This window comes from Mesorhizobium norvegicum (genome assembly GCF_004919685.1).
In the GTDB taxonomy this organism is placed as follows: domain Bacteria; phylum Pseudomonadota; class Alphaproteobacteria; order Rhizobiales; family Rhizobiaceae; genus Mesorhizobium; species Mesorhizobium norvegicum.
Genome location: NZ_SMYZ01000039.1, coordinates 47,705 through 59,588, shown reverse-complemented (window position 1 = coordinate 59,588; position 11,884 = coordinate 47,705). Strand labels below are relative to the sequence as shown.

Sequence of the window (11,884 nt, the reverse complement as noted above, 5' to 3'; positions counted from 1 at the left end):
GTCCCGTGACCAGGGTCCTGCGTCGGCCACGCGGGTTGCACCGCACCATCGGAGAGAGCCACGACCACGGCCTTCTGAGAGGGCGATCGGGACGGCAAGCGGACCGGACCGGCAATGGCTGTGCCCGGCTATTTTCCGCCGGCGGGCAAGCCCACCTTTGCATCGCGAAGCAAAATAGCCGGCCTTCGCCATCCAGCGCCAAGGCTTGGCCCTCTCGCTTCGCTCGGAGTGCAGGTCCGGCCCGCCCGCCTTCTTTCGTCGCCATGAAGGCCGCGATGGTCGCGGCTGATCCGACGAAGGACGAGCCCCATGACAGCCGATCTCGACGACACCTACGAGCCTCACCACGCTTCTTCCCCCACCGACCACCTCCTGTCCGAACTGCAGCTTTACGGCTACCGCCCCTTCCAGGACGAACGCGACCCGAGGCCGCTCCCCGAGGGGAACGTCGTCGCCGGCGCCATCGCCGATATCTTCGACGCACTGATCACGAGCATGAGCGACACGCGCCTCGAGCCCGACCTCGACGACCTCCTGTGGTCGACCGTCAATCTCTTCCACCGCGCCACCTGCCGGATCGAGCGCGAGTTGGACGACAACGAGCAGGCGCAGCGACGTAGCCAGCGTGAACAGGACGGCAGCGAGGTGAAGTCGGTCGACCTGGAACGCCTCACCGCCGAGGGGCAGACCATGATCGAGCGCCGAAACGCCTTCGAGTTGATGCGCGACCAGGCCGCCGAGCACTTCGAGCGTCACACCGGATCATCGTGGAGGCCGCGAAGCGGATCAATGGTCAACCATCGCACCCTGACCTCGGCCATGATCGACAGCCGCGATTTCCTCGCCGCCAAGCGCCGGGCAGAAACCGAGGTGATGCTTCCGACCGGCCCGAAGGTGGCCTTCACCGGCGGACTCGACGTCAACGATCACCGGCTGATCTGGGAGACGCTCGACAAGGTCCACGCCAAGCATCCCGACATGGTCCTGTTGCATGGTGGATCGCCCAAAGGCGCCGAACTGATCGCCGCGAAGTGGGCCGAAACGCGCAAAGTGCCACAGGTCGCCTTCAAGCCCGACTGGACGAAGCACGCCAACGCCGCACCGTTCAAGCGTAACGACGCCATGCTCGACGTCCTGCCGATCGGCGTCATCGTCTTCCCGGGCACCGGCATTCAGGACAATTTCGCCGACAAGGCCCGCAAGCTCGGCATCAAGCTGTTCGACTTCCGCAAGAGAGGCGGCGCGTGAGCGCCGCCGCATTTCCGTAAAGCCGTATCGCCATTTCCACTGAAAACCGGCTTTCAGTCAGGTTTTCCCGTCACCGCGATACGGGCAGCGCGTGCATAGTGCTCCAGTTCCACATCGCCATCGATCAGCTGATCCAGCAGCGCTTTCATGTCGGTTTGATCCGATGCTGACTGAAACGGCCCCGGCTGTCGCGCGATCGCCAGCACTGCGATGGCCAACGCCTTCTTCACTAAATGCAGATCGCGATCCTTGAATTCTGCCATGACAATCCTCCAGAACGATCTGACCGATCACACCCCGCGCCGGTTGCAGAAGAGGCAATGGGCCTTCAGGGCTCGTGACAACGGCTCCTGGGCAAGCGAACACCACCCCCGCTCCAAATAGCGCTGATCCTTGGTCCCGCCCATGGCCTGACGCCATCAACCCATAAAGGGTCCGCTACGCGAGCGTGCGGCCTTGAGGCTTCGCCCCTGCGGTGATCGCGGCCGTGGACTGGACACATCGGGCGCCTCTCGCGCGGGGGATGGTCTCCCGCCTCCAAGGACAGGAGCCGGAACAATGTCACTCAACGACGCTCACGCCTTCGCCTTCAGCCTCGCCGCAACCCTCATGGCCATTATCGTCATCTTTCAGGCCGGCGACGGCAGCCTCGGCGTCATGCCCGCCAGTGAATACGACGGCGATACGGCCGCCATCGTCCACGAGATCGATCCTTTCGCCCCCTGAAAGGGGGCTGCCTCGCCGCGGGAGCGGAAGTCCTGCCGGATTTCCGCTCCCGCCGCCGCTCATCTTCGGCTATACTTCAAACTGCGCCGTGGTGGTGGTGGAGGCGCGACCGTCAGACCATTTCTCACGGAGACCACCAACATGATCGTCCTCGGCATCCTCCTTTGCATCGCCGGCATCGGATTCCTTTGCTGGCTCCTGTTCATGCTCGCTGTCTACGCGCTTCCGCTCTTCGTAGGCGTGACTGCGGGCGTGTGGGCCCACGGCACCGGAGCCGGTCCGATCGGCGCGTTCATGGTCGGCATCGCAGCGGCCGGTGTGACGCTCGCGGCCGGCCAGTTCATCTTCACCTTTGTGCGCCCGGTCTGGGCTCGTCTTGCGGTCGCGCTCCTCTTTGCCGCACCAGCAGCGGTTGCCGGCTATCACGCGACTCATGGTCTCGCGAAGCTCGCCATGCCGTCCGTTGGATGGCAGGTCGCGTTCTCGATCATCGGCGCTGTCGCGATCGGCATCACGGCCTGGGTTCGGTTGCTGGCGATGGCACCGCCCGAGCCAGCCATGCGAGGCGTCGCTCGCGGCTAGGCGCCATTCGGAGCTTGAGGGCCAGGACGGCGAGGATCACACTACCAAGCCGCTCCTCGCTGCGTCAGGGTCACGGACAGAGCGTTCAAGCCCAAGGGGTTCCCACCCCCACGGCACAAATCCGAGCAGTACCCCGTCTGGCATTGACCGCTATGACGACCTCGAGCGGCCGTCGATCGCAGATGCAACAGCGGTCTTCTCCCGGGAGGCTCATTCCGGTGACATCGCGGATATGCCCGAAAGGCGGGCTGAGCCCCGTAGAGCATCGCCGGCTATTCGAAGTGAACGTTGGTCGCCATGTTCTCGCTTGAGGTCATCGTGCAGGTCGACCGCTCCAAAACGGCCTCATCAATGGCCTGATCTGACCGAAGGTCGGCTACGCCTCGATCGCCTATGCGGCAATGGCGCCGATCGACTTTCTTCCCCTGCCGGCTGCGCCGCCATTCCTCGCGAAACAACAAAGTCGCCTGGCTGCCATCCTCCGCTGACGCTGCGGTCGCAGGCGATGCCGCGTCGATCGCCTCCGGCCTGCCGATCGCCATCGAGGCCGCAATGGTGCGGGCTCGAAGCAGAGATCAAGGAGAACTACCATGGCGACCATCGGCACTTTCAAGAAGTCCGGCAACGAATTCACCGGCGAAATCGTCACCCTGAGCCTTCAGACCAAGAACGTCCGCATCGTCCCCGAGAGCCGCCAGGTCGGCGAGAACGCCCCGAGCCACCGCGTCTTCGTCGGCCGCGCCGAGATCGGCGCCGCCTGGTCCAAGACCTCCAATGAGGGCCGCGACTATCTCGGCCTCAAGCTCGATGACCCGAGCTTCAACGCTCCGATCTACGCCAACCTCTTCGACGACGAGGAAGGCGAAGGCTTCAGCCTCATCTGGTCCCGCCCCAGCCGCCGCAACGGCGAGTAGGAGGCCTGAAAAACGCCCCGCCCGGACACACCGGGCGGGGCCAAGCCCTTTTCGGGCGACCGAATCAGTTCGGGCTTAATTCCCCAAAGCCAGCTCCGCGCGGCACTTTTCTCTCGCCATATCACCAAAGAACGACTATTTTAGCCGTAGTTCTGGCGTGCGCATTTGGGTCTGTAGGAGGTGGTCATGCATGATCACCGCCCGACAGACGCGGGCCGCGCGCGCGTTGCTTGGTTGGACGCAGGAGACGCTCGCTGAAAAGGCCCTGGTATCCCTGACCGCGTTGAAGCGCCTTGAGTCCGAGAACGACTTCAAGGTGTACGAGACAACGCGCGATCAGGTGCGCCGGACGCTTGAGGGCAGCGGTATCGTCTTTCTGTCCTCCGACCAAGGGGAAGGAGTGATGCTTGTCCGTGGGAAGACCGATTCCCCCAGTTCGTCCTAGTCTCTCACGGACCGGCGCGGCGATGCGCCGCCTGCATCACGCGATGCTTTCGTGCACTCGCGCATTCACCTGCCAGCCTATATTGCTGACAACAATGCAGACGCTGCGATGACTGGCTGCGGGAGATCGGCGTGACACAAAAAGCGTTTCTGGACCAGCCACCAGAGAGCCAAGAGCTCACCAGGTACGATCGCGAGCACATGAAACTGTATATCCGCCTGCTTGACGCGGCGGCGGACGGTGCCGACTGGCACGAGGCGGTCAAGATCCTCTTTGGTTTAGATGCTGACCTTGAACCCGAACGGGCCCGTCATGTCTACGGCACCCATCTTGCTCGTGCCCGCTGGATGACAGAGCACGGCTACCGCAAGCTTGTTCGCGAGAGCGGTCACTAACTCGACCGCGATGCGGCGCCCGCATCGCGCGTTGTCCACGCAAGGACTTCCCGAGGCCTTTCCATCCGGCAAACGTGTCGCTCCCAGCATGTACGAGACATGCACGATTGGAGGACACTGATGCGGCCGGACACATCACAGTGGCGATCCTCGTCGACGTACGACTATCTCGACGACCTCGTCGCCGCGGATCTCGCCTGGGAATGGTTGCGCCGCAACGCCGACTATCAGCGCGACTACGCTGAATCTGAACGTCCCGACGCGGACCGTGAGCGCCTGACGAACATGGTGCGAATGCGCTGGGGGCTGCGATTTCTCTGTCGACCCGACTTTCAGTGCCATCAAGACAACGGTGTTTTGGGCGCCGGAAGCCGATCCGGGCATAGTCATGCTCACAGCGATCCCGCCATCTCCATTGCCAGGCTTGGAAGGCTTTGCGCCACCTGAACTCGATCCGCGCAACGCGCGCTTCGGCCCTGAGGGGTTGAGCATTGTGTATGGCGAGGGTGTTGCCGCCATCCGCCTTCTGGTGCTTGGCGATGCACGGCTCGATCAGCCGCTGGCGGCCCTTGTTCCGCTTGACGCCGACGGCCTCGATCGCATCGACGCCGTCACGCGGCTCTGGCGCGGGCTGCATAGCCGTCGCGTTTTCCCCGATACCCGCCTGACGGCACAGCAGCGCCGAAGACTACGCCACATGCTGCAGGCCGTCGACGGCAGCATGAACGGCGCGAGCTACCGCGAGATCGCAAACGTCATCTACGGCGCGCCGCGCGTTGCAGCCGATTCCTGGAAGACCTCGGCGCTTCGAGACAGCACCATAGACCTCGTCAAGGACGGCCGCGCCATGATCGCCGGCGGCTATCGCAAGCTTCTGCGCCATCGCCGCAAGTCCTGACACGCTTCGCGCCCGACGGGGTGCGAATTTAGCTCACCCTTCTTCGCCATCCCCCCTCGCGGCGCCTCTCCGCCACCGTGGCCTTCGTCCGCCGCTGATCGCCAGCGGCCTCAATGAACCCACGGAGGCCCGATCATGTCCGCCAACCTCACCGGCTTGCCGCCGCGCTTTCTTCGTACTCCCGAAGCCGCTCGATTCCTGGGTCTGTCCGGCCGCACCCTGGAGAAACACCGTACCTACGGGACCGGCCCATCCTACCGAAAGCTCGGCGGGCGCGTGGTCTACGCGATCGACGACCTGCAGGCCTGGGCGGACCGGGGCGCCGTTACTTCGACCTCCGATCCCAGCGGCACTGTTCTCCCCGCAAAGCGCCATGAGGCCGTGACGCCCGTCGTTGCCGGCCGTCACGCCCGCTGACCGTCGCGCCGGTTTCCTCAATGCCGGTGCGCCGTCGCCCCCTGTCGGAACGCGGACAACTCGAACTGTTCCGTGCGCGCGGCAGCGATCTCGCACCCCGAGACACGCAGGATCTCATGGCCTATCCTTTCTTCAGCCTCTCCAAAACCCATCAGATACAGCCCATCGACTTCTCCGCCGGGGACGTTGTCATCCGCGTCGAAGCCGTGCCCGAACATGGTATGGCGACCATATGGGACGCGGATATCCTGATCTGGGCCGCAAGCCAGATCGTCGAGGCGCGCGACGCCGGACTGCGCACGTCGCGCCTCATGGCGGCCACGCCCTACGAAATTCTCACCTTCATCGGACGCGGCGTCGGCGCTCGCGACTACCAGCGCCTGAAGGCGGCGCTCGATCGCCTCCAATCGACAACGGTGGCGACGACGATCCGCCAGCCCGCGCAGGGTCGTCGGCACCGCTTCTCCTGGATCAACGAGTGGGTCGAGCGCACGGATCAGCGCGGGCGTCCCGCCGGCATCGAGTTGATCGTCCCCGACTGGTTCTATCAGGCGGTCCTCGACGAGGCCCTCGTGCTCACCATCGACCGCGACTACTTTTCGCTGACGGGCGGGCTTGACCGCTGGCTCTATCGGCTCGTGCGCAAGCATGGCGGCCGACAGCGCGCCGGCTGGCGCTTCGACTTCCGCCATCTCTACCTGAAGTCCGGTAGCCGCTCACCCTTCAAGCGGTTTGCCTTCGAGCTGCGCGACATCGTCAGACGCCAGCCGCTGCCCGGGTACACTCTGTTCATCGAGGTCGAAATCAGCGGTCGGGTGCTGCTCTCCTTTGAGCCGTCTCCTCAAAGAAGACCTGTGGACGGCCTCGTGCTATCGGGAACCCGCACTATCGTGCCATCGGGAACCCGAGGCTCGTGCTATCGGGAACCCAAACCGGGGTTAACCGACTGCACGGCAAGCGAAAATCGCGCCCTTAACTTAGACTCTAACACAGAATCTAACTCTTATAGCGCGCGCGGCTTCGTCGAAAGCTCTGCAGACGGCGGCAATCGCGACGAAACACAGACGCTTCAGCCCCCGATCCCCCCGCATACGTCTTTCAGCAAATCCGGCGTTCCGACACCTGAACTTCCCCTCGAACCGAAGCCGCGAGGGGCAAAATGATCGTAGCGCTCCTCAATCAGAAAGGCGGCGTCGGCAAGACGACGCTGGCGCTGCATCTCGCCGGGCAATGGGCCAGGACGGGAAAGCGCATCACGCTGATCGATGCCGACCCGCAGGGCTCGGCTCTCGATTGGTCGCAGCAGCGCGCCCGGGAACGTCTGCCACGGCTGTTCGGGGTTGTCGGCCTGGCGCGCGATACACTGCATCGCGAGGCGCCCGAACTGGCCCGTGGTGCCGATCATATCGTCATCGATGGGCCGCCCCGTGTCGCCGCGCTGATGCGCTCGGCGCTGCTCGCGGCCGATCTTGCGCTTGTCCCGGTTCAGCCGTCTCCCTTCGATGGCTGGGCGTCGGCCGAGATGCTGGCACTAATCCGAGAGGCGCGGATCTACCGCCCCCAACTTGTCGCTCGGTTCGTACTCAATCGTTGCGCCACACGTACCGTCATCGCCCGCGAAACGGCCGAGACCCTGGCCGATCACGATCCGCCGGTGCTCGCCGCGACCATCGGCCAGCGCGTAGCCTTTGCCGATGCCGCGCAATCGGGTCGCCTCGTCTTTGAGACAGACGAGGTTAGCCGGGCTTCACGCGAGATTGCGGCCTTCGCCGCCGAAGTTGGAAGGATCGCGCCATGAATGGGCGATCCCCGAAGCGCGGCTTCATCGCCCGTCCCGGCACCGCCGAGGACTGGATCAAGGAATCCGGGATAGCGCCGGGTCGAAGCAATGACGGCTCCGCTTTCACCGCCCGGCTGACGATCGACGTCACACCCGAGCTGCGCGGTCGCATCAAGATCGTCGCCTTCCAGCGCGGCCAGACCGTCGCCGACATGCTGCGCGACCTGCTCGCCCGCGAATTTCCCGAGAGCCAAGGAGACGTTCCATGATCAGAAACCAGACGCCTCGTATGCGCGGCGGCCAACGGCCCGACGTCGCCACACCATCCACGACCCTCGTTGAGCTGACCTGGATCGAGAAGCGGATCGAGCACTGGATCAGGTTCGGCCACAAGGTCCACGAGCAGGTTCTCGACCAGCGCCACCGCGTCGTCGGGTTCGCGCCCAACACGACCTTCGCCTTCGTCCGCTGGGCGGCAAACGATTTCGGCACGATCATCTCGCGCATCGATGTCCTTCGCACGGTTCGTGACGGCGAACCGTTCCAGACGCTGCCCTTCGTCAGACCCGGTGGCGACATCCTGCTGAAAGTCGACCGCTGGCCGAAGGTCGAGCGCGTGCTGCAGGCCATCGACGCCATTGAAGCCCTCGGCATCGACCCCGCCGATGTCGCGCCCGACCATTGGCGCCATGTCCACAACCGTCTGAAGGCCGACCAAGAGCCACGCGCCTATACCCGCGAGCGCCATGACGCCTGGCTCCAGCGTCGCAGGGCCGAGCCATGACCCGGTTTGGCTACGTCATGACGACATATTTCGCGGTGCTCACGATCGGTGGGCTATCCCTCTTCCATGTCACTCCAAAGCTGATCTGGAACGCATCAGCCAGCACGCCGATCGGTCTCTACCGCATCCACCCTGCAGAGCGGCTCGAAGTCAACGATCTGGTCGCCGTCGATCCGCCGAAGTCGCTGACGAGCTTCCTTGCCGACAACGGTTACCTACCGCGCGGTGTGCCGCTGATGAAGCGCGTCGCCGGCCTTCCCGGACAGGAAGTCTGTCGCAATGGCCTCGCCATCACCGTCGATGGAATCGAGATTGGCAAGGCGCTCGAACACGATCGCCTCGGCCGCCCACTGCCGGCCTGGCAGGGCTGCCGGCGCATTGTCAGCGGCGAAGTCTTCCTCATGAATGCGCAAGTCCGCGACAGTCTCGATGGTCGCTACTTCGGGCCGATTGCAACCAGCTTGATCATCGGCCGCGCCACCCCGCTGTGGACCCAGCAGGGCAGGACTGGCGGCTACGAATGGCGCGCTCCAAGCCACTGATCGCGCCCGAACCTTCAAACTCCCATCGCAGAAAGGAACAAAGAAATGTCACAGATCGGAGAGTTCATTCGCACGAAGTCAGGATATTCCGGCCGCGCCCGCACGCTCACCCTCGACGTGCAACTCGCCCTCGTTCCAGCCGAGCCCTCGGACGCCGAAAAGGCGCCGGATTATCGAATCCATATGGGTGAGGATGGTGACGGACCAGAGGTCGGTGCAGGCTGGAAGCGAACCGGAGACAAGGCCGGCGAATACGTCTCGCTGCTGATCGACGATCCCGTCTTCGCGCAGCCGATTCGGGCAAACCTCTTCCGGTCCGATGCCGACAATGCGTCATGGTCGCTGCACTGGAATCGCCCGCCCAAACGCAGCGAACGGGTGTGAGGCCATGCCGATCTCCCGCCATCGCTTTGCCAATGGACGTCTAGACATTCTCAGCCGCAGCGCATTCATTGTCCTTTCCGGCCTTATCTCGATCGTCGCTTTGTCGCCGGCCACAGTCGCCCAGGATACAGCGATCGATCGAAGGTCTGCCGGCGACCCATACGCCGCGATTGTTGCCGAGGCCTCGCAGCGCTTCGGCATTCCGAAGAGCTGGATCCGCGCCGTCATGCGCGCCGAAAGCACAGGTGACGCTCGAGCGATCTCCCCTGTGGGCGCCATCGGGCTGATGCAGATCATGCCCGGCACATGGGCTGATCTTCGCCTTCGCCACCGGCTCGGTAGCGATCCCTTCAGCCCACGCGACAACATTTTGGCGGGCGCTGCCTATTTGCGCGAGATGCATGACCGCTATGGCTCTCCGGGCTTCCTGGCCGCCTACAACGCTGGGCCCGGCCGCTACGAGGAATACCTCGCGGGCCGTCGGGCACTGCCAGCCGAAACGCGCGCCTACGTCGCCGCCCTCGCTCCAATTGTCGGAGGCGGAAAGATCGATCGCCCTTTCGTCGTAGCCGGGGCCGTCGAGCGCAATAACTGGACGCGCGCACCGCTGTTCGCCGCCCAGTCCGAGCACACGCCGGCAGTCGATCCTGCACCGCGCGATGGCCAGCCCGGTGACGCCCCGGCGGCAACTCCCGTTCACGATCTCTCCGCCATCTCGCCCGTTTCCGATGGCCTGTTCATCGCCCGTCCCGGCTCTGGCGGCCCACGATGACGAGTTTCGCGGGATCGCGCTGCCCGGCGTGGAGAGGCGAAGGAAGGACGGCATTGCGGGAGTGGCAGGGAAACACGACCTTAGGACGGCAAGATAAAAGGCCGCGAGGTGCGGCGTCGATCGGTTGTGTTGTTTCAAGAGGTTATGTGGCATTTCCGCGAGGTGCTAACAGGCGGTGCACCGCGCCAGAACTCCGATTTACCTGTGATTTCCGTGCCTTGGTACGATGTGCGGGGCCTTCGCGATGACCAGCGAGGATGGTTTCCGCATCCGGCTTGGCCGTATCCGATCGTCCGGCGCCCAGCGCGTCAGGCCCTTCATCGCGCAGGCGCTTGCCGCCGCCCAGAAGGCCGGCGCCTGCATCTCTAGCTCCGGCCGGATCAGTCAGGGCAATCGCTCCACGTTCGGGCGTGGCCGCTCGGCGAGCGTGCGCGCCAATCGTCTCCTCGCCGGCCGCTCGCGCACCGTGATCATCAATACAAGGCTGGTGCGCCATCACGTGCGCGCCGCGCCGCTTGCCGCCCATCTCACCTATCTGCGCCGCGAGGGCGTCACCCGTGACGGGGAGAAGGCAAGGCTGTTCGGGCCGGAGACCGGTGAGCTGGATGGCGGTGCTTTCGCCGAGCGGTGCGGCGGTGATCGGCACCACTTCCGCTTCATCGTCTCGCCTGAAGATGCCGTCGATATGGCGGACCTCAAATCCTTCGCCCGCGATCTGATGCGCCAGATGGAAAAGGATCTCGGGACGAAGCTCGATTGGGCGGGCGTCGATCACTGGAACACCGACAATCCGCACCTTCATATCATCCTGCGCGGCCACACTGATGACGGGCAGGATCTTGTGATCTCCCGCGATTACATCAAGGAGGGGATGCGCGCCCGCGCCGCCGATCTTGTTACCCAGGAGCTCGGCCCGCGCACCGATCTCGACATCCGCCGCAATCTGCAGCGCCAGGTCGAAGCCGAGCGCTGGACCCAGCTTGACCGGCAGCTTGTTCGCGATGGCCGCGACCGAGGCGTCATTGACCTTGCCTCCGCCCCGAACGCCCAGCCTGACGAGTATCACGCGCTGAAGGTCGGGCGGGTGCGCAAGCTCGAAACACTTGGCCTTGCCGAACAGGTCGGCCCGGGCCAATGGATGATCGACGACAAGGCCGAGGCGACGCTGCGCGAGCTTGGCGAACGCGGTGACATCATCAAGCGGATGCACCGCGCCCTGACAGAACAGGGCATCGAGCGCGGCTCGGCGAATTATGTGCTGGCGGCGGAGCGCCTCGACACGCCGATCGTCGGTCGGCTGGTCGACCGCGGTCTCGATGATGAGCTGAAGGGCACCGCCTACGCCTTGGTCGATGGCATCGACGGCCGCACACATCACATCAAGCTGTCCGACCTCGACGCCGCAGGCGACAGCGCTCCGGGTTCGATCGTCGAACTGCGCAAGTTCCATGACGCGCTGGGACATGGGCGCGTGGCGCTCGCTGTCCGTTCCGATCTCGATATTGAGCAGCAGGTTACCGCCGCCGGCGCGACCTGGCTTGACCGTCAAAACATCGCCCGCGAACCGTTTGCGTTGTCGCAAGGCGGCTTTGGCGCCGAGGTACGGCAAGCGATGCAGCACCGCGCCGACCATCTCGTCGAACAGGGCCTCGGCGAGCGGCATGGCCAACGCACAACCTTCACCCGCAACCTGATCGACACGCTGCGTCGCCGCGAGTTGGAGGCGCTCGGCGAAAAGCTCTCGGCCGAAACCGGCCAGCCCTTCAACCGCGCCCGCAGCGGCGAGTTCGTCGCCGGTTCTTACCGGCAACGTTTCCTGCTTGCCTCCGGCCGCTTCGCCATGATCGATGACGGCCTCGGTTTCCAACTGGTGCCTTGGACGCCGTCCCTGGAAAAACATCTTGGTCGCCACGTCTCTGGCGTCGCTCGCAATGACGACGGCATCGACTGGAGTTTTGGCCGCAAGCGAGGCCTCGGCCTCTAATCTCATGTTGAAG

19 protein-coding genes are annotated in these 11,884 nt (G+C 64.4%); 17 read left to right on the top strand and 2 right to left on the bottom strand.

Features of this window, described 5'->3' with window-relative positions; genetic code table 11:
* Window positions 1-309 precede the first annotated feature (309 nt).
* Window positions 310-1,248: a DUF2493 domain-containing protein gene (locus FCU66_RS15995; RefSeq protein ID WP_136616151.1), complete on the top strand. Its 939-nt coding sequence runs from the start codon at window positions 310-312 to the stop codon at window positions 1,246-1,248.
* 53 nt (window positions 1,249-1,301) lie between these two features.
* Here the strand turns inward: FCU66_RS15995 and FCU66_RS15990 are convergent, their stop codons facing one another.
* The gene (locus tag FCU66_RS15990) at window positions 1,302-1,511 is read right to left on the bottom strand and encodes a hypothetical protein (protein WP_136616150.1); all 210 of its coding nucleotides are present in this window, start codon (window positions 1,509-1,511) and stop codon (window positions 1,302-1,304) included.
* A 295-nt stretch (window positions 1,512-1,806) separates the two neighbouring features.
* On the opposite strand from FCU66_RS15990, the gene FCU66_RS41155 reads away from it, so the two are divergent.
* Both FCU66_RS41155 and FCU66_RS15985 read left to right on the top strand, forming a co-directional pair.
* Window positions 1,807-1,974: a hypothetical protein gene (locus FCU66_RS41155; protein WP_168991721.1), complete on the top strand. Its 168-nt coding sequence runs from the start codon at window positions 1,807-1,809 to the stop codon at window positions 1,972-1,974.
* Between the two features lie 141 nt (window positions 1,975-2,115).
* A complete protein-coding gene (locus tag FCU66_RS15985) occupies window positions 2,116-2,556 on the top strand; it encodes a hypothetical protein (protein ID WP_136616149.1) in 441 nt (146 codons plus the stop codon).
* 272 nt (window positions 2,557-2,828) lie between these two features.
* Here FCU66_RS15985 and FCU66_RS41580 read toward each other — a convergent pair whose 3' ends face one another.
* Window positions 2,829-3,098 carry a hypothetical protein gene (locus tag FCU66_RS41580; RefSeq protein ID WP_181956556.1) on the bottom strand — a complete coding sequence of 90 codons (270 nt, stop codon included), beginning with the start codon at window positions 3,096-3,098 and terminating at the stop codon, window positions 2,829-2,831.
* A gap of 48 nt (window positions 3,099-3,146) precedes the next feature.
* On the opposite strand from FCU66_RS41580, the gene FCU66_RS15975 reads away from it, so the two are divergent.
* The 14 genes from FCU66_RS15975 to FCU66_RS15910 all read left to right on the top strand — a co-directional run bounded on the left by FCU66_RS15975 (window position 3,147) and on the right by FCU66_RS15910 (window position 11,871).
* Window positions 3,147-3,470 (top strand): DUF736 domain-containing protein, encoded by a 324-nt coding sequence (locus tag FCU66_RS15975; protein ID WP_023760184.1) that lies wholly within the window; start codon window positions 3,147-3,149, stop codon window positions 3,468-3,470.
* 190 nt (window positions 3,471-3,660) lie between these two features.
* Complete coding sequence (locus FCU66_RS15970; RefSeq protein ID WP_136616148.1) at window positions 3,661-3,915, top strand: helix-turn-helix domain-containing protein; 255 nt, start codon at window positions 3,661-3,663, stop codon at window positions 3,913-3,915.
* Between the two features lie 131 nt (window positions 3,916-4,046).
* Window positions 4,047-4,310 carry a DNA -binding domain-containing protein gene (locus FCU66_RS15965; protein WP_136616147.1) on the top strand — a complete coding sequence of 88 codons (264 nt, stop codon included), beginning with the start codon at window positions 4,047-4,049 and terminating at the stop codon, window positions 4,308-4,310.
* A gap of 120 nt (window positions 4,311-4,430) precedes the next feature.
* On the top strand, window positions 4,431-4,757 hold the full coding sequence (locus FCU66_RS41575) for a transcriptional regulator domain-containing protein (protein WP_181956555.1): 327 nt from the start codon (window positions 4,431-4,433) through the stop codon (window positions 4,755-4,757).
* The gene (locus FCU66_RS15955) at window positions 4,699-5,208 is read left to right on the top strand and encodes a DUF2285 domain-containing protein (RefSeq protein WP_136616146.1); all 510 of its coding nucleotides are present in this window, start codon (window positions 4,699-4,701) and stop codon (window positions 5,206-5,208) included. The genes FCU66_RS41575 and FCU66_RS15955 overlap by 59 nt, the downstream gene beginning before the upstream one ends.
* A gap of 135 nt (window positions 5,209-5,343) precedes the next feature.
* Window positions 5,344-5,625 (top strand): helix-turn-helix transcriptional regulator, encoded by a 282-nt coding sequence (locus FCU66_RS15950; protein ID WP_136616145.1) that lies wholly within the window; start codon window positions 5,344-5,346, stop codon window positions 5,623-5,625.
* A gap of 20 nt (window positions 5,626-5,645) precedes the next feature.
* Window positions 5,646-6,788, top strand: coding sequence for a replication initiator protein A (locus tag FCU66_RS15945; protein ID WP_136616144.1), 1,143 nt, complete (start codon window positions 5,646-5,648; stop codon window positions 6,786-6,788).
* Window positions 6,785-7,423, top strand: a complete 639-nt coding sequence (gene parA, locus FCU66_RS15940; protein ID WP_136616143.1) for a ParA family partition ATPase — start codon at window positions 6,785-6,787, stop codon at window positions 7,421-7,423. Before FCU66_RS15945 ends, parA begins: the two co-directional genes overlap by 4 nt.
* Window positions 7,420-7,674 (top strand): hypothetical protein, encoded by a 255-nt coding sequence (locus FCU66_RS15935; RefSeq protein ID WP_136616142.1) that lies wholly within the window; start codon window positions 7,420-7,422, stop codon window positions 7,672-7,674. The genes parA and FCU66_RS15935 overlap by 4 nt, the downstream gene beginning before the upstream one ends.
* Window positions 7,671-8,189 carry a DUF2840 domain-containing protein gene (locus tag FCU66_RS15930; RefSeq protein WP_136616141.1) on the top strand — a complete coding sequence of 173 codons (519 nt, stop codon included), beginning with the start codon at window positions 7,671-7,673 and terminating at the stop codon, window positions 8,187-8,189. The genes FCU66_RS15935 and FCU66_RS15930 overlap by 4 nt, the downstream gene beginning before the upstream one ends.
* A complete protein-coding gene (locus FCU66_RS15925) occupies window positions 8,186-8,731 on the top strand; it encodes a S26 family signal peptidase (RefSeq protein WP_136616140.1) in 546 nt (181 codons plus the stop codon). Before FCU66_RS15930 ends, FCU66_RS15925 begins: the two co-directional genes overlap by 4 nt.
* Window positions 8,732-8,776: 45 nt before the next feature.
* Window positions 8,777-9,115: a DUF736 domain-containing protein gene (locus FCU66_RS15920; protein ID WP_136616139.1), complete on the top strand. Its 339-nt coding sequence runs from the start codon at window positions 8,777-8,779 to the stop codon at window positions 9,113-9,115.
* A gap of 4 nt (window positions 9,116-9,119) precedes the next feature.
* Window positions 9,120-9,887, top strand: coding sequence for a lytic transglycosylase domain-containing protein (locus FCU66_RS15915; RefSeq protein WP_136616138.1), 768 nt, complete (start codon window positions 9,120-9,122; stop codon window positions 9,885-9,887).
* Between the two features lie 244 nt (window positions 9,888-10,131).
* Window positions 10,132-11,871 (top strand): relaxase/mobilization nuclease domain-containing protein, encoded by a 1,740-nt coding sequence (locus FCU66_RS15910; RefSeq protein ID WP_136616137.1) that lies wholly within the window; start codon window positions 10,132-10,134, stop codon window positions 11,869-11,871.
* Window positions 11,872-11,884: the final 13 nt, after the last annotated feature.